We start from the raw sequence: 25,411 nt of genomic DNA on the forward strand, positions 1-25,411 counted from the left end.
CGACTACGGGTGGATGGCATGAAGCTAACCGGATGGGTGGTGGCCGGCGCGGCCGCGATGGTCGCCACGAGCGCCGCCGCGCAGTACTCGGGCGAGGCGGTCAAGGTCGCCGTGCTGGAGGACATGTCGGGCGTCTACGCCGACCTGACCGGCGAGGGCGCCGTCGTCGCCGCCCGCATGGCGGTGGAGGACTTCGGCGGCACGTTGAACGGCCAGCCGATCGAGGTTCTGTCCGCCGACCACCAGAACAAGGCCGACATCGCGGCCAACGCCGCCCGCGAGTGGATCGACGAACAGGGCGTCGACATGATCGTCGGGCTGGGCAACTCAGCGGTCGCGCTCGCAGTGCAGGAGGTGGCCCGGGAGAAGGGCATCGCCGCGATCAACACCAGCGCCGCGACGACGGCGCTGACCAACGAGCAGTGCTCGCCCACGGGCGTGCACTACGTCTACGACACCTTCGCGCTTGCCAACGGCACCGGACGCGCGCTGGTGCGCCAAGGCGCCAGGACGTGGTTCTTCATCACCGCGGACTACTCGTTCGGGCACTCGCTGGAGGAGCAGACCTCTAAGGCCGTCGAGGCCGAGGGCGGCGAGGTCATCGGCTCGGTGCGCGTTCCCTTCCCCAATCAGGACTTCTCGGCCTTCCTGCTCCAGGCGCAGGCGTCGGGCGCGGACGTCATCGGCATGGCGAACGCCGGCGGCGACACGGTCAACACCGTCAAGCAGGCCAGCGAGTTCGGCATCACCGAGGGCCAGAGCCTCGCCGGCCTCCTGATGTTCATCACCGACATCCACGCGCTGGGCCTCGACGTCACCCAGGGCCTCACCATCACCACCGCGTGGTACTGGGACCTCAACGACGAAACGCGCGCCTTCGCTGACCGTTTCGCCGCCGGGATGGGCCGGGAGACCAAGCCGAACATGCTGCATGCCGGGATCTACTCGGCGGTGGGGACCTACCTGCGGGCCGCCGAGGCCGCCGGCACCGATGACGGCAAGGCGGTCGTCGACGCGATGAAGACGATGACGATCGACGACATGTTCGCGCAAGGTGGCAGGATTCGGGAGGAGGGGCTGCACGTCCACGATATGTACCTCGTGGAGGTGAAATCGCCGGAGGAGTCGACGGGCCCGTGGGATTACTACAAGGTGCTCGCCACCATCCCCGGGGAGGAGGCCTTCCAAAGCCCTGACGAGGTGAGCTGCCCGTTCCTCGACGCTTCCTGAGCGGCGTCGGACGCGATTGCCGTTGAGCCGTCGCCCCTCAGGCGGAGGACGGGCGGCGACGCTGCTGCCCTGCCAGAACGGTGTGGGAAGGCCCTCGCCTCGGGCCATCGCGCTCAGGATGCCCCGACGAAAGGTTGTGACGTGACCGAACTCTTTGGCGTGCCGCTCCCGCTCTTCATGGGCCAGCTGTTGATCGGGCTGATCAACGGCTCGTTCTACGCGGTCCTGTCGCTCGGGCTCGCGTTGATCTTCGGCCTGCTCAACATCGTCAACTTTGCGCACGGCGCGTTCTACATGGTGGGTGCGTTCGTCGCTTACCTGCTGCTGCAATGGTTCGGCATCGGCTACTGGCCGTCGCTGATCCTCGCGCCGATCATCGTCGGTGGGTTCGGCATGGTGGTGGAGCGCTTCCTGCTTCGTCCCCTTCACGACCTCGATCACCTGTACGGGCTGCTCCTCACCTTCGGCCTCGCGCTGATCCTGGAGGGCACGTTTCGGCACTACTACGGGGTATCGGGCTTGCCCTACACGATCCCAGATGCGCTGGCCGGGGCGCAGCAGCTCGTCGTGCCTGCCGGGGTCGTGGGGGAGGAGCCGTTGTTCATCATGGCCCTGCCGAACTACCGTGGCTGGGTCATCGTCGCCTCGCTCCTCGTGTGCCTCACCACCTGGTTCCTCATCGAGCGCACCAAGCTTGGCGCGCTCATGCGCGCGGCGACCGAGAACCCCGACCTCGTGCGCGCGTTCGGCGTCAACGTGCCGCTCCTCATCACGCTGACCTACGGGCTCGGCGTCGCGCTCGCCGCCTTCGCCGGCGTCCTTGCCGCACCGATCTACTCGGTGAACCCCATCATGGGCGCGAACATCATCATCGTGGTGTTCGCCATCGTGGTGATCGGCGGGCTCGGCTCGATCCTCGGCGCCATCGCGTCCGGCTTCCTGCTCGGCGTCTGCGAGGGGCTGACGCGGGTGTTCTACCCTGAGGGGTCGAGCGTGGTCATCTTCGTGGTGATGGCGATCGTCCTCATCGTGCGGCCGGCGGGCCTGTTCGGAAAGGCGGCTTGACCATGGCGACCTCCACCGTCCCGGCGGCCACCGGCGGCGCGAGCGCCAGTGCAAGCGCGTGGCTCGGCCCGCTCAAGGTCGTCGCGGCGATCGCGCTCCTCATCGCGGCGCCCTACGTGCTCTACCCGGTGTTCCTCGCGAAGGTCCTGTGCTTCGCGCTGTTCGCTTCGGCGTTCAACCTCCTCCTCGGCTTCGCCGGGCTCCTGTCGTTCGGCCACGCCGCGTTCTTCGGCTTCTCGGCCTACGTGTCGGCCCACGCCGCCAAGGAGTGGGGGCTGACGCCCGAGCTCGCGATCCTCTCAGGCACCACGGTCGCGGCGCTCTTGGGCACGGGCGTGGGGCTGCTCGCCATCCGTCGCCAGGGCATCTACTTCGCCATGGTGACGCTCGCCCTCGCGCAGATGGTGTTCTTCCTGTGCGTCCAGGCCGAGTTCACCCGCGGCGAGGACGGCATCCAGGGCGTGCCGCGCGGCGACCTGTTCGGCCTCATCGACCTCGACTCCAACATGGCGATCTACTACTTCGTGCTCGCGATCTTCGTCATCGGCATCGCCATCATCTACCGCACGGTGCACTCGCCGTTCGGTCAGGTGCTGAAGTCGATCCGAGAGAACGAGCCGCGGGCGATCTCGCTGGGCTACGATGCGGACCGCTACAAGCTGATCGCCTTCGTGCTCTCGGCGACGCTGTCGGGCCTCGCGGGCGCCACCAAGGTGCTCGTCTTCCAGCTCGCGTCGTTGACGGATGTCGCCTGGCAGATGTCGGGCGAGGTGGTCTTGATGACGATCCTCGGCGGGGTCGGCACGATGCTGGGACCCATCGTCGGCGCCGCGATCATCGTCACCATGCAGAACTACCTGGCGCAGATCGGCTCGCTCACGACGATCATCCAGGGCTTCGTGTTCGTGTTCTGCGTCCTCCTGTTCCGCCGCGGGATCGTCGGCGAGATCAACCACCGCTGGCGGCAACTGCGCAGCCGCGGGCGCGAGGCGCCTGCGGCCCTTGCGCCGGCCGGCACCGCGCCGCGCGCGGACGGCGATGCGGAGGCCGCGCACGCCCGCCAGCGCACGATGACTGAGGGTTGACGGTCGTCCTCGTCACCGGGGCGGCCGGCTTCATCGGTCGCACGCTGACTCGGGTCTTGATCGAGGAGGGACGGCTCGATGGCGCCTCGGGCAGTGCGATCACGCGGTTGACGCTCGCCGACCGGGCGCCGACCTCGCCACCGCTTGCACCCTTCGAGGTGCGCCGGGTCACGACGCGCCTGTCGGCCGCCGAGCTCGGCGCGCTCGCCCACGACGCCGACGTCATCTTCCACCTCGCCGCCGCGCTGACCCTCGAGGCGGAGCGCGACGTGTCGGGCGGCTGGGACGCGAACCTTGCGCTGCCGCTCGCGCTCCTCGAGGCCGCACGGGCCGGGGGGCAGCGCCCTCGCGTGGTCTTCGCCTCCTCCATCGCGGTGTTCGGGCCGGAGGTGCAGAGCCCGGTGACGGAGGAGCGGCTGCGCACGCCGCGCACCTCCTACGGGACGGCAAAGTGCGTCGTCGAGCTCCTGCTCGCGGACTACACCCGGCGCGGCGTCCTCGACGGTCGCGCCGTGCGGCTGCCGTTCGTCCTGACCCGACCTGGCGCGCCGACCTCCGCCGCCTCCGACCTCCTCGCGGAGGTGTTGCGCGGCCCGCTCGAGCGGCGCACCGTCGTCTCTCCGCTCGACCCCGACGGACCCGTCGCGGTGGTCACGGTGCGGCGCGCCGCGCAGGGACTTGCACAGGTGTGCGGCTGGCCGGACGAGGCGTTCGGCGCCACGCGCGCGGTCCACCAGCCCGGCTTGACGGTGACGCCGCGCCAGCTCGTCGACGCCTTGGCGACGCAGGCGGGTGAGGACGTGGCGGCGCGTGTCTCCTTCCGTCCCGATCCCGCGGTGACCGGCATCGTCGCCGGCTGGCCGAGCGTCTTTGCCAGCAGCTCGACACCCGCACTCGCGCCAGATCCCGACGTCGACGCCGTCGTGGCCCAAGCGATGCGCGCCTTCGCCTGAGCCCCGCGCGCGGCAGTGGACAACGGGTCGCGCTGGCGTCCGTCACCTTGCGCCGACGGCCTGCACCCTTAACGTGCGGCGTCGTCCGGAGGCTCCCGTGTCGTCGTTCCGCTTCCTGCACGCTGCCGACGTGCACCTCGGCAGCCCGTTCAAGGGCCTCGCCATCAAGGACGAGGTGATCGCAAGGCGTTTCGCTCAGGCGACGCGCACCGCGTTCACCGCGCTCATCGACCGCGCCATCGAGCTTAAGGTCGCCTTCCTCATCGTCGCCGGCGACCTCTACGACGGCGAGTGGCGCGACAACACCGTCGGCCTCTACGTCGCGCGCGAGCTCTCGCGTCTTGCGCTGGCCGGCATCCCGACCGTGCTTCTGAAGGGCAACCACGACGCTGACAGCGTGGTGACCGGGTCGATCACCCTGCCCGACCACGTGCATCAGTTCGAGACGCAGCGGCCCTCGACCGTCGAGTTGGGCGGGGTGGTCCTGCATGGCCAGGGCTTCGCCAAGCGCGCGGTGCCAGACACCATCGTCAGGGACTACCCGCCGCGGGCGCCGGGCGCCTTCAACATCGGCGTTCTGCACACCTCCCTGACAGGTTCGACGCAGCACGAGACCTACGCGCCGTGCTCCCTCGAGGACCTCGCCCGGCACGGCTACGACTACTGGGCGCTGGGGCACGTTCACGATTACGCTGTCGTGGCGAGGGACCCCACCATCGTGTTCCCGGGCAACCTCCAGGGTCGCAACGTGCGCGAGGCGGGCGAGAAGGGCGCCGTCCTCGTCAGTGTGGAGGACGGGCGCGTCGCCTCGATCGAGCGCGTCATCGTCGACGCCGCGCGTTGGGCGACGATGACGCTCGACGTGACGGACTGCGGCGACGTCGAGGACGTGCTGCGTCGGGTCGAGCGCGAGGCAGCCACGCTCGCAGCAGGGCTCGGGGACCGGCTGCTCGCCCTGCGCGTGTGCGTCGTCGGCGCGAGCGCGTTGGCGGCAGGGCTCATGGCGCAGCGCGGGCAGCTGCGCGACGAGGTCGAGGCCGCCTGCCAGAGGGTGCACCCCGACATCTGGCTCGAGGCGCTTCGCTTGGAGGCGTCCGCTCCGCCGCCCTCCACCGATGCGGACCCAGGCTTCGACTTCGCCGCCGAGGTGCGCGCGATCGCGGATGATCCGCGGATGTTACAAGTCGCACTGGAGCTGCTTAGGGGCGTCGGCGCGAAGTTGCCGCACGGCACGTCGCTGGCGCAGGACGACGGAGAGGAGGCCGCGGCGCTGCTGGCCGAGGCGGCCGCCCTCCTCGTCGCCCGGACGGGGGACTGATGCGCTTCGACCGGCTCCACCTCCTGCGCTACGGCCCGTTCACGGACCGCCGCCTTGTCTTCTCGCCCGAGGCCTCCCTCCACATCGTCTACGGCGCGAACGAGGCGGGCAAGTCCTCCGCGCTCGCGGCGATCGCCGACCTCCTGTTCGGCTTCGAGCGCTCCGTCAGCAACAACTTCGTCCACAAGGCGCCAGGCGCTGCGCGTCGGCGCGGCCCTGTCCGTGCGCTCCGGACAGACGCCTCGCGTTTCGCCGCCGCCGCGGGCGCAAGGACACCTTGCTCGCCGACGCCGATCACGAGAGCGCGCTGCAGGAGGACGCGCTCGCGCCCTACATCGGCAGGCTCTCGCGCGAGGTGTTCAGCCGCGCGTTCGGGCTCAACTCCGAGCGCCTTCGCCGAGGCGCGGACGAAATGCTGCACCCGGGCGGAGAGATCGGCGCGGTCATGATGGCGGCTGCGGCCGGCCTCACCGGGCTGACCGCGCTGTCGACGACGCTGGAGTCGGAGGCGGAGGAGCTTTACGGGCCGAAGAAGTCCAAGCGACGCTTCTACCAGGCGCAGAACCGGCACAACGACGCTGCCTCGGCCGAGCGCGACGGCGACACTCAACGCGGCCGCTTGGCGCGAACTTGGTGAGAAGGTCGAGGGGGCGAGGCGCCGGCTCGACGATGTAGAAGGGGAGAGCAGGCGCGTCCTTGCCCGGCAGGAATGGCTTCGCACGGTGCTGAGCGTGCGCGCGGTTATGGTCGAGATCGACGCCGCGGAGGCAACGCTGAAGACGCACCGCGACCTCGGCGGGCTCGCCGAGGGGCTGCCGCTGGCAATCGACGAGCTCATGGCGAAGCGAACGTTGGCCCAGGGGAAGGTCGAGGCGGCTGAAGAGGAGGTCGAGAAGCGCCGACGAGCGTTGGAGGGGATCGCTGTCAACGGGACCATCCTCGCGCGGGCGGGCGACATCGCCGACGTCCATTCGAGGAAGGGTGCCTACGAGGCCGACATCGCGGCGCTGCCCGACGCCGACGTTGAGCTCGCCGAAGCGGAGCGTAACCTTACCGAGCTCTTCGACCGCCTCGAGCTGACCAGCGACGACGCCGGCCGCCGGCCGTCCGACGCCACCCTCGTGCGGGCCGAAGTCCTCCTGAAGGCGGCGAAGGAGCGGACCGTCCGGCGGGAGAGGGCGCTGGAACGGCACGACGAGGCGGTCCGCCAGCTCGCCGAGCCAGACAGCGCCTGTGGAGGTCACCTGCTCAACCCCGCGGACGCACGGGCGGACTTCAAGTCGCTGCAGGCCATCCTGCTAAGGCTGGCGGGGCGGGCCGAGCTGATCGAGGAGCGGTCGCGCCAGCGTCGCGACCTTGCCGAGAAGGTCGCAGCGCTCAAGCCGCCCGTGAAGGTGGAGCAGCTGTTCGGCACCGCGCTGCCGTCGCTCGAGGCGCTCGAGGCCAGCGGGCCCGGATCGAGGAACAGAAGGCCGAGCTCAACACGTCGAGCGAGCGGCTCGACGGAACGCGCCGGGAGCGCGATGAAGCGAAGCGCGAGATCGCGGCGATGGAGGGGGGTGGGACGATCCCGAGCCCGGCCGTCCTCGCCGCGGCGCGCCGCTCCCGCGACGCGGCCTTCGAGCGCGTGGCTGACCACGTCAGTGGCGCAGCCCTCCTGTCCGAGGTCGAGGCAGTCGTCGCCATCGAGGAGGCGCGCGGCGCCATGCGTGAGGCGGACCGGCTCGCCGATCAGTCCCTTGCGGAGGCCAGCCGCGTTGCCAGGCACGTCCAGCTCGTAGAGAAGGAACGTCGCCTCTCCCACGACATCTTGGCACGACAGGACGACCTCGCTGCGCTGCGGACGGCCTATGCGCTGTCGCTCGAGGAGGCCGCCGCCCCGTTCCGCTCCATCGGCGTCGATCCCCCCCCGGACCCAACGCAGATGGTCGAATGGCGCCGCGGCGCCGACGATGTTCGCAAGCTGCACGAGGCGGCCCAACGCATCGACGACCGGCTAGCAGCCCTCTCGCAGGAGGAGTGCGATGTCAGGACGGCGCTGGGCGCCATCGCCGACAAACTCGCGATGGCGCCTGCGACGCTCCCCGTCGCGGCGTTCGCCGACAAAATCGAGGGGCGCATCGCCGAGCTCGAAGAGGCCTGGGCCGTGCACCGGGCGAAGGCGGCGCTGCGCCGCCATCACGAGGCAGCGATGCAGGCCGCAACGGAGACCCTGGACGAGGTTGCAACGCAGGAGCGCGCAGCCGCTGGCGACCTCGCAGTTATCGCCGGTGCGCTCGGCGCGCGCGACGGCGCGCGATGGGAGGAGGTCGTAGCCGTCGTCGCGCTGTGGCGCGAGCTGCCGGGACTGCGCGCGCTCCGTGAAAGGCGCGCCGATGCCGTGGAGGTGCTGCGCACCCGGTGCAAGGCCTTCGAGACGAAGGTCGCTGCGCTGTCGTGCGAACTCGGAGCGGACGACGACCTGACCGGGCTTGGAGCCGGCCCGCTCGCGTCGCGCCTCCATCGCTGCTCCGGCGAGGCGGCGACGGCGAAGGCGAGGCAGGAGGCCGCTCAGGCAGCGGTCGCGGAGGCCGAGGGCGCCTTGGGGCGCGCGCGCGAGGCCTGCGACGAGGTCGAGGTGGCGTGGCGTGAGGCATTAAGGCAGCTTCCGCAGACCGCCGATCCGACAGCCCTCGTGAACCGGCTGCGCGAGCGCGACGGGGCAAGGGCTATGCTCCACGACGCCCGTCGCCGGTTCGGCGGAATCGCACCTGGTGTCGGCGAGGCCGCGGTGCGCGCGGAGCTCGCGTGGAACGACGCCGCGGCGGTCGAGGTCGAGCTCACGCGGCTCGGCCTCGAGGCCCAGACCCATGCTGACCGCATCAAGGAGCATTACGCCGACTTCGACGCCGCGCAGCGCGAGGCCAAGGCGCTCGCCGCCGCTCCCGGGGCGGAGGACGCGGCCTTCGCCAAGAACGCCGCCGCGACCGAGATGGCGGACATCGCGCGCCGCTGGACGGTGCTGAGGCTCGCCTCGACGATCCTTAAGGAGGCCGTCGAGCGGCAACGCAAGCGTCACAGCGCGCCGCTCCTGGAGCGTGCCGGTGGGCTCTTCGCCGCGATCACCAACCACGCCTTCGATGGCCTTACCCAGCGCTACGGCGAGGGCGACGTCCTGCAGCTCCTCGCCGTCCGGCGCGGCGAGCCGCTCCCCATCGCCGCGCTGTCCGACGGCACGCGCGACCAGCTTTACCTCGCCCTGCGCCTTGCCTTCGTGGAGGACTACGCCACACGCAACGAGCCCGCGCCGTTCATCGGCGACGACCTCTTCCAGACCTTCGACGACGACCGGACCGCCGCAGGGCTCGCCGCACTCGCCGAGATCGGCGGCACCGTGCAGCCGATCCTGTTCGCCCACCACAAGAGCGTGGTCGAGATCGCCCGCGGCCGGCTCGGCAACTCGGTCGACGTCATCGCGCTCGACTGACGCGCGGTCCCCAAAGCGTGCTATCAGGGGGCGCCGGACACGAGGGGAGGGCCGCATGGAGGTTCTGGAACGCCTGGTGGGCGACGTGGCGCTGCCACGCATGGCCCGCGTCAAGCAGCTGTTCGACGACGATCACATCGCCGACGTCGCGGGCGCCGTGACCCAGGCGATGGGCCGGGTCGACGACCGCATCCGCCCCGGGATGAGCATCGCGCTCGCGGTCGGCAGCCGTGGCCTCGCCGACCTGCCGACCCTCGTCTCAGCGACCGTCGCGGCGCTGAAGGCGCGCGGCGCCGAGCCGTTCATCGTGCCGGGCATGGGCTCCCACGGCGGCGCCACGGACGAGGGGCAGAAGAAGCTCCTCGCCGGCCTCGGCGTCACCGAGGAGAGCGCGGGCTGTCCGATCCGCTCGTCCATGGAGACGGTCGAGCTCGGCGCCCTGCCGAACGGGCTGCCCGTCCTCATGGACGCCGAGGCGATGCAGGCGGACGGCATCGCGATCCTCAACCGCGTGAAGCCGCACACGAGCTTCTCGGCGGAGATCGAGAGCGGCCTCGCCAAGATGATCTCCATCGGGCTCGGCAAGCAGCGCGGGGCGGAATCGTGCCACGCCATGGGCTTTGCCTACATGGCCGAGAACGTCCTGGAGATGGCGAAGATCAAGCTCGCCAAGGCGCCGTTCCTGTTCGGTGTGGCGAGCGTGGAGAACAGCTACGACCGGATCTGCCGCGTCGAGGTGATCCCGGCCGAGGCGATCCTTTCGGAGGAGCCCGCGCTCCTTTCCGAGGCGCGGCGCCGCCTGCCGCGCATCATGTTCGACCCCCTCGACGTCCTCGTCATCGACCGCATGGGCAAGGAGTACTCGGGGACCGGGATGGACCCCAACATCACCGGCCGGGCGACGACGCCCTACCTCGCACCACGGCTTCAGGTCGCCAAGATGGTCGTGCTCGACCTTGCCGGCACCTCGGGCAACGCCTGCGGCGTCGGGCTGGCCGACACGACGACGCGCAGGCTGTTCGACAAGATCGACTTCGTCTCGACCTACGCCAACCACCTGACGTCGACGACGCTGGGCGGGGCGAAGATCCCGATGATCATGGAGAACGACCGCCTCGCGATCTACGCCGCCGCGAAGACCGCGAACGTCCTCGACCTCAAGGCGCTGCGCATGGTGCGCATCCCCAACACGCTCCACATCGGCGAGGTCCTGATCTCCGAGGCGCTGGTTCCCGAGGCCGAGGCGAACCCTGGCGTCGAGGTGGTGTCCGAGCCCGCGCCCTGGCGGTTCGACAACGCCGGCGAGCTCGCCGCCTTCTAGCCGTGGCGCTGCACGTCCACCTCGACGCCGTCGGCGGCGTCGCGGGCGACATGTTCGCCGCCGCGATGCTCGCCGCCCGCCCGGACCTTGCACCCCGTGTTCTCGCGGACTGCGCGGCCGCGCTGCCCGACGGGGCGGGGGAGGCGGAGCTGACCGATGGGACCGCGTCCGGCATCACCGGGCGTCGGCTGGCGCTGGTGCGGCGGTCCGCCGCGCGCAAGCCGGTCCAGCACGCGGACTTCGTGAGTCACATCGAGGGGGTGACGCTGTCTCCCGGCACGGCGGAGGCGGCGCTCGCCATCCTCGCTCGCCTCGCCGCCGCCGAGGCGACGATCCATGGCGTCGCCCAGGAGGACGTCCACTTCCACGAGATGGCCGACTGGGACACGGTGCTCGACGTCGTCGCCGCGGGCTCCATCGCCGCCGCGCTCGGCGCCACCTGGAGCGTCTCGCCGCTGCCGTTGGGAGCCGGACTCGTGCGCGCGGCGCACGGGCTCCTGCCGGTGCCGGCGCCGGCCACGGCGGCGATCCTGACGGGCTACGACTGGCACGACGACGGCATCGCCGGCGAGCGCGTGACGCCGACCGGCGCAGCCATCGTCGCGCACCTCACCGGCGGCGCCGGCAACGGGACGCGACCGTCCGGACGGCTCGCCGCGGTCGGCCATGGGCTCGGCCGACGCACGCTGGACGGGGCGCCCAACGTCTTGCGTGCCCTGTTGCTCGAGCGCGAAGCGGCGTCGGCGGAGCGCATCGCCCTCATCGCGTTCGAGGTGGACGACATGACCGGCGAGGAGATCGCCGCCGCCGCCGACAGGCTCCGCGGCACGGAGGGCGTGCGGGACGTCACCCTCGTGCCCGCGCTCGGCAAGAAGGGCCGCCCGGTGCACCGCTTCGAGGTCCAAGCCGACCCCTCTGCGGCGGACCGCATCGCCGACGCCGCGTTCGCACAGACCTCGACTCTCGGCCTGCGCCGATGCGAGGTGCGCCGCGATACCCTCACACGCCATCAGGCGGTGTCCGGCGGGCTGAGGGTCAAGCACGCCCTGCGCCCCGGAGGCATCGTCACCGCGAAGGTCGAGCAGGACGACGTCGGCGACCTTGCGACGCTCGCGGCCCGTCGCGAGGCTGCGCGGCAGGCTGAGCAGTGAGCGCCGAGCAGCGCCTCGCGGCGGCGCTCAGCGACGCTGCGTGGACCATCGCGGTGTCGGGCGGCGTCGACTCCATGACGCTCGCGACGCTCGCCCATCGCCGGCGGCCGGGAACCGTGAGGATGGTCCACGCGACCTCGCCGGCGGTGCCGTCGGAGGCGCGCCGGCGCGTCGAGGACCACGCCGCGGCCGAGGGCTGGCGGCTCGACGTGGTGGACGCCGGTGAGTTCGCCGACGCGAATTATCGGGCGAACCCGCACAATCGCTGCTACTTCTGCAAGTCGAGGCTCTACGGCGCGGTCGACGCAGTGCTCGCCGCATCCGGCGGTGGCCCCGTCGCCTCGGGCACCAACACCGACGACCTCGGCGACGTGCGCCCCGGGCTCGCGGCGGCGGCGGAGCGCGGCGTGCGCCATCCGTTCGTGGAAGCCAGCATCGACAAGGCCGGCGTGCGCGCCCTCGCGGCCGCGAACGGGCTCGAGTTTGCCGCGCTGCCGGCGCAGCCGTGCCTTGCGAGCCGCGTCGAGACCGGCATCGCCATCGAGCCCGCGGACATGGCGTTCATCGACGCCCTTGAGACGCGATTGCGCGAGCTCGCAGGAGGGAGCGCGGCCGTGCGGGTGCGCCTGCGGGCGGCAGGCGCCGCGGTGGAGACCGACTGCGCTGAGGCACGCTGGCCGGCGCTGGAGGCGCTCGCCGCGGACGCCTGCCATGCCGCGAGGCGGCCGTTCCTCGGAGTCGAGCGCTACCGCATGGGCTCGGCGTTCAAGCGGCCGGCGGGGTGAGCGAGGGCGCCGGCGCGGCCGCCGCGGTGATGGACTGGGACCGTGAGGCGCGCACTGGCCTCGCGGAGGCGGTGTACTGCGCCGGCAAGACGCCTGCGCAGGTCGATGCCATCGCTCTTGCAGCCCTCAACGAGGGGCGGCGCCTTCTCCTGACGCGGCTCGTGCCCGAGCGCCGCGCAGCGCTCTCGCCCCATGTTCGCGAGGCGCTCGACTACGACGCCATCTCCGCGACGGCGATCCTCGGCGATCCGGCGGCCGCGCGCCCCGGCTCGGTCGCGGTGGTCACCGGCGGCCTCGCCGACATGCCGGCGGCGACCGAGGCCACCCGCACGCTGGCCTTCCACGGCGCGACGGCGACGCTCGTGGCGGACGTCGGCGTCGCAGGGCTGTGGCGGCTCATGGCGCGGCTCGAAGAGATCCGTCGCGCCGACGTGGTGATCGCCGTCGCCGGCATGGAGGGCGCGCTGTTCTCGGTGCTCGCCGGCCTCGTCGCTGCGCCCGTCGTCGCGCTGCCGGTGTCCTGCGGCACCGGCGTTTCGGCGGGCGGACGGTTGGCGCTCGGCGCCGCGCTCGGAAGCTGCGCCCCCGGGCTCGTCGCGGTCAACATCGACAACGGCTTCGGCGCGGCGCAGGCCGCGCTGCGCATCCTCGCCCTGGCGCACCCGCCTCAGTAGAGGACGACCGAGCGGATCGATTCGCCGCTGTGCATGAGGTCGAAGCCGCGGTTGATCTCCTCGAGCGGCAGCGTGTGGGTGATGAGGTCGTCGATGTTGATCTTGCCGTCCATGTACCAGTCGACGATGCGCGGAACGTCGGTGCGGCCCCGCGCACCGCCGAACGCGGTGCCGCGCCAGACGCGGCCGGTGACGAGCTGGAAGGGGCGCGTCGCGATCTCCGCCCCCGCCGGCGCGACCCCGATGATGATGGATTCGCCCCACCCCTTGTGGGCGCACTCCAGCGCCTGGCGCATGGTCGCGACGTTGCCGATCGCCTCGAAGGAGTAGTCGACCCCGCCGTTCGTCATGTCGACGATGGCCTCCACCACCTTGTCTCGGCCGACGGCGTCCGGGTTGACGAAGTCGGTCATGCCGAACTTCCGGGCGAGCGGCACCTTGTCCTCGTTGAGGTCGACGCCGATGATGCGGTCCGCGCCCACCATGCGCGCGCCTTGGATGACGTTGAGCCCGATGCCGCCGAGGCCGAACACGGCAACGGTCGATCCGGGCTCCACCTTCGCCGTGTTGACCACCGCGCCGATGCCCGTCGTCACCCCACAGCCGATGTAGCAGACCTTGTCGAACGGCGCGTCGGGCCGGATCTTGGCGAGCGCGATCTCCGGCAGCACCGTGTAGTTGGAGAAGGTCGAGCAGCCCATGTAGTGCATGAGCGCGCGACCCTCGAGGCTGAAGCGGGACGTGCCGTCCGGCATCACGCCGCGGCCCTGCGTGCCGCGGATCTTCTGGCAAAGGTTGGTCTTGGGGTTGAGGCAGTACTCGCACTCGCGGCACTCGGGCGTGTAGAGCGGGATGACGTGGTCCCCCGCCGCGAGCGTCGTGACGCCCGGGCCGACCTCGACCACGACGCCGGCGCCCTCATGGCCGAGGATCGCCGGGAAGAGGCCCTCCGGATCCGCACCGGAGCGGGTGAACTCGTCGGTGTGGCAGATGCCCGTGGCGTTCACCTCGACGAGGACTTCGCCCTCGCGCGGGCCCTCGACGTCCACCGTCGCAACCTCGAGGGGTCGGTCCGCCTCGAAGGCGACCGCGGCGCGGGACTTGATCGGCATGGCTCCTCCTCGTGCCCTGGGTTGTGCTACGCGGGCGGTGCTTCCGCCTCGACGGCGGTAGCGCAACGGTACCGGCCCTGTGCGCAAGTCTCAGCACAGCATGTCGTCCTTGCATTGACCAACACGGCTCGCAATGGAATGTTGCGTGCCGGCAACGTTGTTAGGGGCCGGACATTGCGCGACCTTTCGCTACGTCTCGACGATCAGCTCTGCTTCGCCCTGTACGCGGCCACGAACGCGGTCACCCGCGCCTACCGCCCCCTGCTGGCCCATCTCGGCCTCACCTACCCGCAGTACCTGGTGATGCTGGTGCTGTGGCAGGACGGGGCGCGGCCCGTCGGCCGCATCGCCGCTCGGCTGAAGCTCGGCCCAAGCGCCATCGTGCCGCTGGTCGATCAACTCCAGCGCGCAGGCTTCGTCAGGCGGCGCAAGGACCAGGACGATCGACGTATGATCTTCGTCGAGCCCACCGCGGCGGGCCTCGAGCTCGAGGGGATGGCGGCGATGGCGCAGGAGACGGTCGCCTGCCGCACCGGACTCAGCGCGGCACACCTCGACGCGTTGCGCGACGAACTCACTGCGCTGGCCGACCGGATAGCGGCGTCGTCGCAGACGCAAGAGCTGGCGACGGACGCAGTCAGCTGAGGCAGAGGACCGAGCCGCCCCGCGCCAGCACATAGAGCGGCAGCCCCACGGAGCGCGCGCGGTCGATGGCGAGGGTGGTCGGCGCCGACGGGGCGACGAGCGCGCCAAGCCCGGCGGTCGCGGCCTTCTCCACCAGCTCGTAGCTGCACCGCGAGGTCACGATCGCGAGGTGGTCGCCATCGAGCGCAACTCGCGCCCGTGCGCCGATCGCCTTGTCGAGGGCGTTGTGCCGGCCGACGTCCTCACGGACGATGAGCAGCCGCCCGGTGACGTCGGCGATCGCCGCCGCGTGCGTCCCGCCGGTCGACCGGCCGAGGCTCTGATGCGTCGCCAACGCCTCGAGCGCCGCACCGACGGCCTCGGGCGAGGGCGCGAGGGGGCGCGAGACGGTGGGGAGCACACGCGCCAGCCGCTCCAGGCTCTCCACGCCGCACAGGCCGCAGCCCGACTCGGCGACCCTGCGCCGCGACCGCTCCAGGACGCTGGCCGGTGCCTCGTCCGGGGAGAGGCGCGCGCGCACGATGTAGCCGAGCGGCGTCTGGGCTGCGTCCACCTCGCGGATGGGGGCGTGCCGCGGCGTGAGCCGCTCGGCGATGGCGAATCCAACGGCGAAGTCGGCGAGGTCGGCGGGCGTCGCCATCATCACCGCGTAGGCGAGGCCGTCGAACTCGAACGCCACCGGCGCCTCGACCGGCACGGCGCGGCGCTCGGGAATGTCGCCGCGCCCGTCCGCGTGCCGCCGCACGAAGTCCTGGGCACGCGATCCGGCGCCCGGAGGCGTCACGGCCAGCGCACCGTCGGCGGCATCGAGGACAGGATGGAGCGCACGTTGCCGCCGGTTCTGAGGCCGAACAGGGTGCCTCGGTCGTAGAGCAAGTTGAACTCGACGTAGCGCCCGCGGCGCACCTCCTGCTCGAGGCGATCCTCCCCGGTCCAGGGGTCCGCCATGGTCCGCCGCACGATCGCGGCGTAGACGTCGACGAACGTGCGGCCGATGTCCTTGATGAGGGCGAAGTCCGCCTCCCAGTCGCCGCTCGCCAGGTAGTCGGTGAACACACCACCGATGCCGCGCATCTCGCCGCGGTGGGGCAGCGCGAAGTACGTGTCGCACCACGCCCTGTCGCGCTCGTAGTCGCCGACCGCGTGGCGCGCGTACGCTTCCCGGAACGCCTCGTGGAACGCGGACGTGTCGGGGTGGTCCTGCGTCCTCCGGCGATCCAGCATCGGCGTGAGGTCGGCGCCGCCGCCGAACCATTGCCTGGTCGTCACGACATAGCGCGTGTTGAGGTGGACCGTGGGGACGTGCGGGCTTAGCGGGTGGGCGATCAGCGAGATGCCGGAGGCCCAGAACCGCGGATCGTCCGCGGCGCCAGGGATCTGCGCACGGAACGCCTCGGAGAACGTGCCGTGGACCGTGGAGGTGTGGACGCCCGCCTTCTCGAAGAGGCGGCCGTGCAGCATGCCCATGACGCCACCGCCGCCGTCGCTGCCGTCCGGCTCGGTGCGCGACCACGGCTCGCGCACGAAGCGCCCCGGCGGCCCATCGGCGACCCCCGGCCCCGGCGAGGCGACCGGCGCCTCCTCCTCCAGCGCCTCGAAGCACGCGTGGATGTCGCCCTGCAGGGCCTCGAACCACTGGCGGGCCGCCGCCTGCCACCGCGCCAGCGTCGCTGCGTCCGGCTTGGGTCCACCCTTCGCCGAGTCGGCTGCCGTGGTGGCGTCGGTCATCGCAGTCCCTTCCGTGCCAGAGCGCCCGAGGCGTTGAGCGCGCCCATCAGACCGATCCCCACGGCGACCGCAAGGTTGAGCGAGCGCGCTCCGGCGACGAGCGGGATGCGCACGCGTTCGTCCGCGGAGTCGTGGATCGCGGTCGGCACGCCGCTGCCCTCCCGTCCGAACAGCAGCGTGTCGTCGAAGCCGAAGGACGCGTCCGTCAGCACGAGGTCGGCGTGGGTGGTGAACAGCACGATCCGGCCAGCCACCGCCGCGCGCAGGTCCGCGAACGTCGCGTGCCGTTGGATCGGCACCGTCGCGACGTAGTCGAGGCCGGCGCGGCGCGCTGCCCGCGTCGAAAGGTCGAACGCCGGCGCGCCGACGAGGTGGACGCCCGCGCCGAGACAGCCGGCGGTGCGCAGGATGGCCGCCGTGTTCTGCGGGATCTCGGGCTGATAGAGCGCGATGTCCATCGACGATCCAGGGGGCGCGGGCGGGGCCGGGCCGAGGCTTGCGCGACAGGGCCCGAAGGGTCGATCGCGTCCAGGCATTCCTGTACGATCAAATCGTTTAGAACGATTTGCGACACCGTGTCAGCCCGCCCCATGCCTGGACATCGGCTGCGATCGAAGGCATGTGGCGGAAGTGAGAAGGCGTCGATAGACGAGGGGAACAGCGTTGGCGACCAGCGAACATGACGCGGGGCATGGCGGCGGCGACGGGCCCGGCGAGCACGGTGAGACCCGTCGGGACTTCCTCTACATCGCCACCGGTGCGGTCGCAGCGGTCGGTGTCGGCTCGGTCGCCTGGCCGTTCATCGATCAGATGAACCCCGACGCAGCATCACTGGCGCTTGCCTCCATCGAGGTCGACGTGTCGGACCTCAACGCCGGCGAGTCGATGACGGTGATGTGGCGGGGCAAGCCGGTGTTCGTGCGCCGACGCACCGAGCAGGAGGTCGTCGCCGCCCGCGACGTCGACCTCTCCGAGCTGCTCGACCAGGAGGCGCGCAACCCGAACGTCGACGCCACCGAGGCGACCGATGCCAACCGCGCCGTGCAGGGGCGTGAGGACATGCTCGTCATGATCGGCGTTTGCACGCACCTCGGCTGCATCCCGTTAGGTCAGCAGGGGGACTACGGCGGCTGGTTCTGCCCCTGCCACGGGTCGCACTACGACACCTCCGGCAGGGTGCGCATCGGTCCGGCGCCTGAGAACCTCCCGATCCCGCCATACACCTTCGCCGACGAAGCGACCCTCGTCGTCGGCTGACACGTCTAGGAAAGCACCATGTCCGGACGCGGCACCCCTCGCTTCCAGCCCAAGAACAAGACGCTCGCCTGGCTCGACTCGCGGCTTCCCATCGTGTCGCTGATGAACGAGCAGGCGATCGAGTTCCCGACGCCGAAGAACCTCAACTACATGTGGACCTTCGGGGCGATCCTCACGGTGGTGCTCGCCGTGATGATCGTCTCGGGCATCGTCCTTGCCATGCACTACGCAGCGAACACCGAGCTCGCGTTCGAGCGCGTCGAGCACATCATGCGCAACGTGAACTACGGCTGGCTCATCCGCTACATCCACGCCGTCGGTGCGTCGATGTTCTTCCTCGCGGTCTACCTGCACATCGCGCGCAACCTCTATTACGGCTCGTACAAGGCGCCGCGCGAGGTCCTGTGGATGCTCGGCGTCATCATCCTCATCCTGATGATGGCGACGGCGTTCATGGGTTACGTGCTGCCGTGGGGGCAGATGTCGGGCTGGGGCGCAACGGTCATCACGAACCTGTTCTCGGCGATCCCGCTCGTCGGCCCCGCCGTCGTCGAGTGGTTGTGGGGCGGCTTCGCGGTCGACAACGCGACGCTGAACCGGTTCTATGCCCTGCACTACCTCATGCCCTTCATGACCGCCGGCGTCGTCATCCTGCATATTTGGGCGCTTCATGTATCTGGGAACAACAACCCCACCGGCGTCTCGGTAAAGTCGTCGAAGGACACGGTCTCCTTCCATCCGTTCGTCACCATGAAGGATGCCGTGGCGGTCGTGGTGTTCATGCTGCTGTTTGCGTGGTTCGTGTTCTACTTGCCGAACTACCTTGGGCATCCGGATAACTACATCGAGTTCGATCCGCTGGTCACCCCGGCGCACATCGTCCCCGAGTGGTACCTTCTCCCGTTCTACGCGATCCTCCGGGCGGTGCCGGACAAGCTCGGCGGCGTGGTGCTGATGTTCGGCTCGCTGCTCATCCTGTTCGCCGTGCCTTGGCTCGACACGTCAAGGGTTCGCTCGGCGCGCTACCGGCCGCTGTACAAGATCGCGTTCTGGGCCTTCGTCGTGACCTGCCTGGTGCTCGGCTGGCTCGGCGCGCAGCCGGCGGAGGGGATCTACGTGACCCTCGCGCGTATCTTCACGCTGTACTACTTCGCGTTCTTCCTGGTGCTCATGCCGCTTCTCGGCCTCATCGAGAGGCCTCGGCCGCTGCCGAACTCCATCGCCGAGGACGTGCTCGCGCGCGAGGACGGCAAGGCTCAGGGCTGGTTCGGCGTCCCGGAGCCGGAGGCGAGGCCCGCCTACACCGTGAGCGGGCTGCGCCGCGCAGCGCGCCGGTTCGTCGTCGACGACGACCGTCGCGGTGGTGGCGCGACGCGTCCGTCGGCCGCGCCCGCCGCGCCGAGGAAGGACTGACCGATGGCCCTGTTCGATAAGGTCGCGACCAGCGTCGCCTCGGCGTCCGCAGCCGCGGTGGTGGGTCTGTCCCTCGTGGCAGGGCCGGTCGCGGCGGCCACGGAGGAGTACCCGGTCGAGCAGCGCGACTGGTCGTTCGCCGGCGTGTTCGGCCAGTACGACCAGGCCCAGCTCCAGCGGGGCCTCAAGGTCTACCGCGAGGCGTGCGGCGCCTGCCACTCCATGCGCCTCGTGGCGTTCCGCACGCTGACGGACGACGGGGGTCCGAACCTGTCGGAGGAGGCCGCCGAGGCGATCGCCGCCGAGTACCAGGTGACTGATATCTCCAACGAGACCGGCCAGCCCTTCGAGCGCCCGGCGACGCTCACCGACCGCTTCCCCGGACCCTACCCCAACAAGATCGCGGCGGCGGCGGCGAACGGCGGGGCCTACCCGCCGGACTTTTCGCTGCTCGCGAAGGCCCGCGCGGTGCACCGCGGCTTCCCGCACTTCATCACCGACGTCTTCGCGGCCTATGCGGAGAACGGGCCGGACTACATCTACGCGCTGCTGCAGAGCTACCAAGAGCCGCCGGAGGAGCTGGAGCGCGTGCCGGGCAAGTACTACAACCCGGTGTTCATGGCAGGCGATTGGATCGCGATGCCCCAGCCGCTGCGCGACGGACAGATCGCCTACACCGACGGCTCGCCCGAGACGCTGGATCAGTACGCCGCCGACGTCTCCGCCTTTATGATGTGGGCGGCCGAGCCCAAGCTCGAGGAGCGCAAGGAGATCGGCTTCCGGGTGATGGTGTTCCTGGCGGTCTTCGCGGTGATGATCTACCTGACGAAGCAGAAGCTGTGGCGGACCGTCGGGCACTGAGCGAGGCGCGGCGCTGACGGTGGCCGGAGCCTTCCGTCGCACGTCGTCCACCCGCACGACGGAGCTCGAGCTGGTGACGACCGTGCGACGCAGCCGGCGAGGCCGGCCGAGCTTGCTGCCTCGGACCGGTCCTGCCAGAAGAGGGTGAGCCGTCCGAGCGAGGCGACGTTGCGGTCCAACGAGGCCACGGGACACGGACGGCAGGGGCCAACGCCCGCGGCACGGGGCCGGTCGGCGTCGTCGGATGGCGAGCCGCAGGCCCCGTCAACCTTCGACCTCACGGATCCTGCATCGGAGGGCGTCCTCTTCCTCGTGGTCGGCCCTAGCGGCGTCGGCAAGGACACGCTGATCGACGCCGCTAGGGCCGCGCTCGCGGACGCGCCGTTCACCTTCGCCCGCCGCGTCGTCACGAGGCCCCGGGAGGCCAGGGGCGAGGACCACGAGGCGATGGTCGTGGCGCAGTTCCTCGCCGCCGCTGAGCGGGGTGAGTTCGCCGTCACCTGGGCGGCGCACTCGCTGCATTACGCGGTCAGGTGGGACGCGCTTGCCCCGCTGCGGCGGGGGGTGAACGTCGTGCTCAACGTCTCCCGCACGACGATCTCTGCCTTTGCGCAGCATGCCATCCGCACCGTCGCGCTGCACGTGACCGCACCGCCGGAGGTGGTCCGCGAGCGCCTGAGCGCGCGGGGCCGCGAGGACGCCGCGCACGTTGCGGCGCGCCTCGCGCGGCACGTGCCGCTCACTGACGCAGCGACCGTTGCCGTCATCGACAACGGTACGGACGTGGCGTCCGGGGCGCAGCAGCTCGTCGCGGCGCTAGTCGGTGCGGGCCGCCTGCCGCTGGTGCTGCGCCATGCCGCGATGGAGCTGCTCGGGGAGCCGCTCGCCATCGTCCATCGGGACGCGTTGGCGCTCGCCTCACGTCAGGTCGGCCGCGGGACCGCAACCGAGGCCGTCGGCGTGAGAGCGGTGCGGGTGCGCCTCGCGGTCACCGACGACGCTGGCCTCGTCGCGCCGCACGAGGTCCGGGTGTCCGCCGATGCCTTCGACGCGCTCGGCGTCGCCGAGGGCGGTGAGGTGACGCTGCGCCGCGTCCGGCCTTCTGCAACCCGTCACCTCCTGCGCACGAAGGCTGCCGGCGGTGAGCTGACCCCATCCGAGGTCGGACGCGTCGTGCGCGACCTCGCCGACGGGCGCTACGGCGCGGCCGAGGTCGCCGCCTGCGTCGTCGCGTTCCAGTCGCTGTCCGTCGCAGAGGCGGCAGCCTTTGCCGCAGCGCGTGCGGACCTCGTCGAGCGCGTTAACTGGGGCGGCCGCACGGTGGTCGACGTTCAGTCGATGGGCGGCCAGCCGGGCGGCCCCCTCGCCATGACCGTCGTGGCCATCGTCGCCGCGCACGGACTCGCGAACCCGACGACGTCGCCGCGGGTCATCAGCTCGGCCGCAGCGACCGTCGACGCGATGGGGTGCGTCGCCCGCGTTCACCTCTCCGCGACCGAGCTCGTCCACGTCGTCGACTCGAGCGCAGGCGCCGTGGCGCGTTCCGCTGGCATCGCCCACGACCCCTTCGACGCCGTGACGAACGCCCTCGACCGGCTGGCCGGCGTCCGGTCCGCACCCCTCGAGGTCTCCTCGGTCCTCGCGAGGGCGCTCGCGGTGGGGTGCACACACGTCGCCGTCGACATCCCGGTGGGTCCGGCCAGCCAAGTGGCGACGCTCGTTGCTGCTCGCGCCCTGTCGCGGCTTTTCGAGGACGTCGGACACTCGGTCGGCCTCACGGTGGCATGCGCCGTCAGCGACGGCTCGCGACCGTCGGGGCGCGGCATCGGACCCGCGCTCGAGCTTGCGGACGCCCGCGCAGTGCTCGCAGGCTCGCGCGATGGCTCGCCGCTGGTGCGTGAGGCGGCGCTGAACCTGGCGGGGACGATCCTGGACTGGGACCCCGACGTCCCCAGCGGCAGCGGTCGCGCTCGCGCGGAGGAGCTCCTCGGCTCAGGCTCGGCCGCTGCCGCGCTCCACCGGATCGCCGCCGCACAAGGCCCGCTCCCCGAAGTCCGCGTGGGCGCCTTCCAGCGGATGCTCGTGGCGCCAAGCGCTGGCCGGCTCGTCGCCATCGACTGGGACGCCCTGGCTGGCCTTTCTGGAATGGCGGGCGCCCCGCTCGACAGGGGTGCGGGTGTGCGCCTTCTGGCTGACCTCGGCGATCCGGTCGCCAGCGGGGCACCGCTTGCGACGGTGTTCGCCTCCACGCCGTTCGGCCTCGATCTCGTCGTTGACGATCTCACCGAGGGGCTGTTCCACATCGAGTGAGCGCGGATCAGCCGAACGCTGCGAGGAGGAGCAGCGACAACAGGACGTCCGCCACGACGAGCGCGCCGGCGATCGCCACATCGACGCCGAGCGCCAGGCGGACGATGACGTAGTGATAGCGTACGACGACCCCGAGTGCGACGACGGCTGCGAGCGTCGCAGCGGTTTCCCCGAGGAAGCCTGCCCCCTGCAGGACCAGCGGGACCGTGAGGAGCGTCCAGCCGAGCGGCGCCGCCCAGTTGCGCGCCACGACGTAGGTCACGTAGCGGTGGGAGATCCCGAGCGGTCCTGCGATGGCGGCGAGTGCGACCGGGAATGCGACCCAATCCAGGGCGAGGACCGGAAGACGCTGGGCGAACGCCTGGCCGAACGGCTCGGTGGCGCCGATCCGCGACAGGGCGACCAGCGACACCGCGTCGATGGGCAGGACGAGGAGGATGACGCCGAACGAGCGCCAGTAGCCCGCGACGCTGCGGTCGAGGAGGTCGAGCCCGTCGCGGCGGCCGAGGAACAGGAGCCACGCGGCGGCAAGCGATCGCTGCACCTCGCTCACACGTCACCCTCGCCTAGGAGGCAGGCGCTCGCCACCGATCACACGGTCGATGATGGCACGGTAGGCGGATGCGAGGGTCCTCAACTCGGCGACGGAGGTTCGCTCGTTCGGCTGGTGCATGGTATCGCCGACCGCGCCGAACTCGACGACGGGGAAGTAGTCCTTGAGGAAGCGCGCGTCCGAGGTGCCGCCGCTGGTGCTCTGCTCGGGTCGCACGCCGGTGGCCTCCTCCACGGCGTCGCTCACCGCCTCGATCAAGGCCTCGTCGCGGGTCACGAACGCTTCGCTGACGCCGTCCTCCCATGCGACGTCGACGGGCCGTGAGGCGGCGCGTGTGATGCGCTGGGTCAGCTCGGCGCGCAGCGTGTCCGGCGACCACCGGTCGTTGTAGCGGACGTTGAACCGCAGCGATGCGGTCGCCGGGATGACGTTCCACGCCAGGTTTGCAACCTCGATCCCGACGATCTCGAGGTTGGAGGGCGAGAAGACCGGGGTCCCCTCGTCGAGCGGTGCGAGGAGGGCTTGCCCCACCGACAGCAGCGCGGGCACCGGGCTGTCGGCGCGCTCCTGATAGGCGACGTGGCCTTGCCGGCCGCAGATCGTGACCGTAGCCGACAGTGAACCTCGCCGACCAACCTTCAGCGTGTCGCCCAGCCGCTCGAGGGAGGTCGGCTCGCCGACGACGGCCGCGTCGATGGGATGGCGTGCGCAGACCCATTCGACCAGCGGACGGGTGCCGTCGACCGCCGGTCCCTCCTCGTCGCCGGTGAGGAGGAGGGACACTCGTCCCGGACCGCCGTCCGACGCCCAGCGCGCCGTCGCGGCGATAATCGCTGCAACACCGCCCTTCATGTCCTGCGCGCCGCGGCCGACGAGGGCGTCGCCGTCGACGGTGGCGGCGTACGGGGGCGACGACCAGGCGTCCGCCGCGCCGGGCGGGACGACGTCGAGGTGCCCGGCGAAGGCGAGGTGGCGTCCCATGCCTCGCGTGGCGAAGAGGTTCTCGACGCCCGTGCCCGCCGAGGCGAAGGTCATGCGCGTCACCTCGAACCCCGCGTCCCTGAGCGCCCGCTCGACCACGTCGAACACCTCGGGCCCGGCCGGCGTCACGCTGGGAACGCGGATCAGCGCCCGGGCGAGGGCGAGCGGATCGATCACCTCAACGGCCGCGCTGGTTGGGTCCAGGCGCGTAAGGGTTGCCACCTCGTTGGCCTGGCATCAGCCCTACGACGATGAAGCCGATGATGCTCAGCACGGGAATCGGGAGGAACAGCGCGATCCATCCCGTCAATCCGCGGTCGTGCAGGCGCTTCACAACCAGCGCGACCTCGGTCCAGACGAGGACGGCGAAGACGCCGAGGGCAAGGGGGTTGACCGTGGAGACGGCGCCGGTCTCCGGCGAGACCACGATGAGGAGTTCCGTGCGGGCCACGGCGATCGCGAGCGCCGCGCAGAAGATGTTGCCGAGCCAGAAGACCTCACGGTTGATCCGCCCGTCGAGCGCGAGCAGCGCCCAGGCGACGGACGGCCGACGAGCAGGGGGCGGAGCCAAGCCTCAGTCCCTCAACAGCTCGTTGATCGATGTCTTTGAACGGGTGCGCTCGTCGACGCGCTTGACGATGATCGCCGCCGACAGCGCGAGGTCGTTCCCCCCGCCGCCGCTGCGCGTGGCGACGGTGCCCGGAACGACGACGGAGTAGGGCGGGACCTCGCCGCGGAAGGTCTCGCCGGTCTCGCGGTCGACGATGCGCGTCGACGCGCCGAGGAAGACCCCCATGGACAGGACCGATCCGCGACCCACGCGCACTCCCTCCGCCACCTCGGAGCGCGCGCCGACGAAGCAGTCGTCCTCGACGACGACGGGCGCGGCCTGCAGCGGCTCGAGGACGCCGCCGATCCCGGCCCCGCCGGAGATGTGGCAGTTCTTGCCGACCTGCGCGCAGGATCCGACGGTCGCCCAGGTGTCGATCATCGTCCCCTCGTCCACGTAGGCTCCCAGGTTGACGAAGGAGGGCATGAGGACGACGCCCGGAGCGACGAAGGCCGAGCGGCGCACGATGGCGCCGGGCACGGCACGGAAGCCGGCCTGCTCGAAGTCCACCGCGCCCCACCCGTCGAACTTGGAGGGCACCTTGTCCCACCAGCGGGCGTTGCCCGGCCCGCCCTCGATGGCCTCCATGGGGTTGAGCCTGAACGACAGGAGCACGGCCTTCTTCAGCCACTCGTTGACCTGCCAGCCGCTCCCCGTCGGCTCGGCCACGCGCACCACGCCGCGGTCGAGCAGGCCGAGAGCGCGGTCCACCGCGTCGCGCACCCGTCCGGTGGTGCGCGCGGTGACGGTTGCGCGCTCGTCGAACGCGGCGTCGATGGTGGCGGCCAGGCGGTCGCGTTCGGACGGGCTGAGGTGCATCGAGGTCCACTTAGTACGTTTGGCTCACCCGGCGATACGGGCATTCACCGCGCCCTGACAAGCGCTCCCGCGGG

General features: G+C 71.0%; 24 protein-coding genes and 1 pseudogene. 17 read left to right on the plus strand and 8 right to left on the minus strand.

Annotation, left to right across the window (positions count from 1 at the left end):
* Window positions 1-18: 18 nt before the first annotated feature.
* The 12 genes and pseudogenes from ACOOE8_RS11080 (at window position 19) to larB (ending at window position 13,048) form a co-directional block, all read left to right on the plus strand.
* Window positions 19-1,230 carry an ABC transporter substrate-binding protein gene (locus ACOOE8_RS11080; RefSeq protein WP_420391537.1) on the plus strand — a complete coding sequence of 404 codons (1,212 nt, stop codon included), beginning with the start codon at window positions 19-21 and terminating at the stop codon, window positions 1,228-1,230.
* Between the two features lie 141 nt (window positions 1,231-1,371).
* A complete protein-coding gene (locus ACOOE8_RS11085; RefSeq protein ID WP_420391538.1) occupies window positions 1,372-2,295 on the plus strand; it encodes a branched-chain amino acid ABC transporter permease in 924 nt (307 codons plus the stop codon).
* 2 nt (window positions 2,296-2,297) lie between these two features.
* Window positions 2,298-3,380 (plus strand): branched-chain amino acid ABC transporter permease, encoded by a 1,083-nt coding sequence (locus ACOOE8_RS11090; protein WP_420391539.1) that lies wholly within the window; start codon window positions 2,298-2,300, stop codon window positions 3,378-3,380.
* Complete coding sequence (locus tag ACOOE8_RS11095; protein WP_420391540.1) at window positions 3,377-4,333, plus strand: NAD-dependent epimerase/dehydratase family protein; 957 nt, start codon at window positions 3,377-3,379, stop codon at window positions 4,331-4,333. Before ACOOE8_RS11090 ends, ACOOE8_RS11095 begins: the two co-directional genes overlap by 4 nt.
* Window positions 4,334-4,430: 97 nt before the next feature.
* The gene (locus ACOOE8_RS11100; RefSeq protein WP_420391541.1) at window positions 4,431-5,651 is read left to right on the plus strand and encodes a metallophosphoesterase family protein; all 1,221 of its coding nucleotides are present in this window, start codon (window positions 4,431-4,433) and stop codon (window positions 5,649-5,651) included.
* Window positions 5,651-5,782: pseudogene (locus ACOOE8_RS11105) on the plus strand (AAA family ATPase); the annotation flags it as partial. The gene ACOOE8_RS11100 and the pseudogene ACOOE8_RS11105, both read left to right, overlap by 1 nt.
* Before the next feature lie 146 nt (window positions 5,783-5,928).
* Entirely contained in the window at window positions 5,929-6,288 is a 360-nt protein-coding gene (locus ACOOE8_RS11110; protein WP_420391542.1) for an AAA family ATPase, read from the plus strand.
* Between the two features lie 990 nt (window positions 6,289-7,278).
* A complete protein-coding gene (locus ACOOE8_RS11115) occupies window positions 7,279-9,117 on the plus strand; it encodes an ATP-binding protein (protein WP_420391543.1) in 1,839 nt (612 codons plus the stop codon).
* A 55-nt stretch (window positions 9,118-9,172) separates the two neighbouring features.
* Complete coding sequence (locus ACOOE8_RS11120) at window positions 9,173-10,438, plus strand: lactate racemase domain-containing protein (protein WP_420391544.1); 1,266 nt, start codon at window positions 9,173-9,175, stop codon at window positions 10,436-10,438.
* A 2-nt stretch (window positions 10,439-10,440) separates the two neighbouring features.
* Complete coding sequence (locus ACOOE8_RS11125) at window positions 10,441-11,589, plus strand: LarC family nickel insertion protein (RefSeq protein ID WP_420391545.1); 1,149 nt, start codon at window positions 10,441-10,443, stop codon at window positions 11,587-11,589.
* Complete coding sequence (locus tag ACOOE8_RS11130) at window positions 11,586-12,374, plus strand: adenine nucleotide alpha hydrolase (RefSeq protein ID WP_420391546.1); 789 nt, start codon at window positions 11,586-11,588, stop codon at window positions 12,372-12,374. The genes ACOOE8_RS11125 and ACOOE8_RS11130 overlap by 4 nt, the downstream gene beginning before the upstream one ends.
* Window positions 12,375-12,403: 29 nt before the next feature.
* On the plus strand, window positions 12,404-13,048 hold the full coding sequence (gene larB / locus ACOOE8_RS11135; protein WP_420394687.1) for a nickel pincer cofactor biosynthesis protein LarB: 645 nt from the start codon (window positions 12,404-12,406) through the stop codon (window positions 13,046-13,048).
* On the opposite strand, the gene ACOOE8_RS11140 is transcribed toward larB, so the two are convergent.
* Window positions 13,042-14,154: an S-(hydroxymethyl)glutathione dehydrogenase/class III alcohol dehydrogenase gene (locus tag ACOOE8_RS11140; RefSeq protein ID WP_420394688.1), complete on the minus strand. Its 1,113-nt coding sequence runs from the start codon at window positions 14,152-14,154 to the stop codon at window positions 13,042-13,044. The genes larB and ACOOE8_RS11140 overlap by 7 nt on opposite strands.
* A 180-nt stretch (window positions 14,155-14,334) precedes the next feature.
* Here ACOOE8_RS11140 and ACOOE8_RS11145 point away from each other — a divergent pair, with 180 nt between their 5' ends.
* Complete coding sequence (locus ACOOE8_RS11145) at window positions 14,335-14,805, plus strand: MarR family winged helix-turn-helix transcriptional regulator (RefSeq protein ID WP_420391547.1); 471 nt, start codon at window positions 14,335-14,337, stop codon at window positions 14,803-14,805.
* Here the strand turns inward: ACOOE8_RS11145 and fdhD are convergent.
* From fdhD to ACOOE8_RS11160, 3 genes are read right to left on the minus strand one after another with little or no spacing between them, the layout of a single operon-like run.
* Complete coding sequence (gene fdhD / locus ACOOE8_RS11150; RefSeq protein WP_420391548.1) at window positions 14,798-15,589, minus strand: formate dehydrogenase accessory sulfurtransferase FdhD; 792 nt, start codon at window positions 15,587-15,589, stop codon at window positions 14,798-14,800. The two genes, ACOOE8_RS11145 and fdhD, sit on opposite strands and share 8 nt — an antisense overlap.
* Entirely contained in the window at window positions 15,586-16,533 is a 948-nt protein-coding gene (gene hemF / locus ACOOE8_RS11155) for an oxygen-dependent coproporphyrinogen oxidase (RefSeq protein WP_420391549.1), read from the minus strand. The genes fdhD and hemF overlap by 4 nt, the downstream gene beginning before the upstream one ends.
* A complete protein-coding gene (locus ACOOE8_RS11160) occupies window positions 16,530-16,991 on the minus strand; it encodes a tRNA (cytidine(34)-2'-O)-methyltransferase (RefSeq protein WP_420391550.1) in 462 nt (153 codons plus the stop codon). Before ACOOE8_RS11160 ends, hemF begins: the two co-directional genes overlap by 4 nt.
* Before the next feature lie 205 nt (window positions 16,992-17,196).
* Between ACOOE8_RS11160 and petA the strand changes: the two genes are divergently transcribed.
* The 4 genes from petA (at window position 17,197) to ACOOE8_RS11180 (ending at window position 22,374) form a co-directional block, all read left to right on the plus strand.
* Window positions 17,197-17,790, plus strand: coding sequence for a ubiquinol-cytochrome c reductase iron-sulfur subunit (gene petA, locus ACOOE8_RS11165; protein WP_420391551.1), 594 nt, complete (start codon window positions 17,197-17,199; stop codon window positions 17,788-17,790).
* Window positions 17,791-17,808: 18 nt separating this feature from the next.
* Window positions 17,809-19,203, plus strand: a complete 1,395-nt coding sequence (locus ACOOE8_RS11170) for a cytochrome b (protein ID WP_420391552.1) — start codon at window positions 17,809-17,811, stop codon at window positions 19,201-19,203.
* Window positions 19,204-19,206: 3 nt separating this feature from the next.
* Window positions 19,207-20,064 carry a cytochrome c1 gene (locus ACOOE8_RS11175; RefSeq protein WP_420391553.1) on the plus strand — a complete coding sequence of 286 codons (858 nt, stop codon included), beginning with the start codon at window positions 19,207-19,209 and terminating at the stop codon, window positions 20,062-20,064.
* Window positions 20,065-20,376: 312 nt separating this feature from the next.
* The gene (locus ACOOE8_RS11180) at window positions 20,377-22,374 is read left to right on the plus strand and encodes a thymidine phosphorylase (RefSeq protein ID WP_420391554.1); all 1,998 of its coding nucleotides are present in this window, start codon (window positions 20,377-20,379) and stop codon (window positions 22,372-22,374) included.
* Between the two features lie 7 nt (window positions 22,375-22,381).
* Here ACOOE8_RS11180 and ACOOE8_RS11185 read toward each other — a convergent pair whose 3' ends face one another.
* The 4 genes from ACOOE8_RS11185 to dapD are packed head-to-tail and all read right to left on the minus strand — an operon-like array spanning window position 22,382 to window position 25,337.
* Window positions 22,382-22,927 (minus strand): hypothetical protein, encoded by a 546-nt coding sequence (locus ACOOE8_RS11185; protein ID WP_420391555.1) that lies wholly within the window; start codon window positions 22,925-22,927, stop codon window positions 22,382-22,384.
* Window positions 22,928-22,930: 3 nt separating this feature from the next.
* The gene (gene dapE / locus ACOOE8_RS11190; protein WP_420391556.1) at window positions 22,931-24,085 is read right to left on the minus strand and encodes a succinyl-diaminopimelate desuccinylase; all 1,155 of its coding nucleotides are present in this window, start codon (window positions 24,083-24,085) and stop codon (window positions 22,931-22,933) included.
* 1 nt (window position 24,086) lies between these two features.
* Window positions 24,087-24,479 (minus strand): DUF805 domain-containing protein, encoded by a 393-nt coding sequence (locus tag ACOOE8_RS11195; RefSeq protein WP_420391557.1) that lies wholly within the window; start codon window positions 24,477-24,479, stop codon window positions 24,087-24,089.
* Window positions 24,480-24,482: 3 nt separating this feature from the next.
* Entirely contained in the window at window positions 24,483-25,337 is an 855-nt protein-coding gene (gene dapD / locus ACOOE8_RS11200) for a 2,3,4,5-tetrahydropyridine-2,6-dicarboxylate N-succinyltransferase (protein ID WP_420391558.1), read from the minus strand.
* Between the last annotated feature and the right edge of the window lie 74 nt (window positions 25,338-25,411).

The organism is Acuticoccus sp., assembly GCF_965213555.1.
GTDB lineage: Bacteria > Pseudomonadota > Alphaproteobacteria > Rhizobiales > Amorphaceae > Acuticoccus.

Excerpts from the sequence above, each read along its gene's own strand:
- ACOOE8_RS11080 (WP_420391537.1), top strand. The coding sequence starts at position 19 with ATGAAGCTAACCGGATGGGTGGTGGCCGGCGCGGCCGCGATGGTCGCC.
- ACOOE8_RS11090 (WP_420391539.1), top strand. The coding sequence starts at position 2,298 with ATGGCGACCTCCACCGTCCCGGCGGCCACCGGCGGCGCGAGCGCCAGT.
- ACOOE8_RS11120 (WP_420391544.1), top strand. The coding sequence starts at position 9,173 with ATGGAGGTTCTGGAACGCCTGGTGGGCGACGTGGCGCTGCCACGCATG.
- larB (WP_420394687.1), top strand. The coding sequence starts at position 12,404 with ATGGACTGGGACCGTGAGGCGCGCACTGGCCTCGCGGAGGCGGTGTAC.
- hemF (WP_420391549.1), bottom strand. The coding sequence starts at position 16,533 with ATGACCGACGCCACCACGGCAGCCGACTCGGCGAAGGGTGGACCCAAG.
- ACOOE8_RS11160 (WP_420391550.1), bottom strand. The coding sequence starts at position 16,991 with ATGGACATCGCGCTCTATCAGCCCGAGATCCCGCAGAACACGGCGGCC.
- ACOOE8_RS11170 (WP_420391552.1), top strand. The coding sequence starts at position 17,809 with ATGTCCGGACGCGGCACCCCTCGCTTCCAGCCCAAGAACAAGACGCTC.
- ACOOE8_RS11175 (WP_420391553.1), top strand. The coding sequence starts at position 19,207 with ATGGCCCTGTTCGATAAGGTCGCGACCAGCGTCGCCTCGGCGTCCGCA.
- dapD (WP_420391558.1), bottom strand. The coding sequence starts at position 25,337 with ATGCACCTCAGCCCGTCCGAACGCGACCGCCTGGCCGCCACCATCGAC.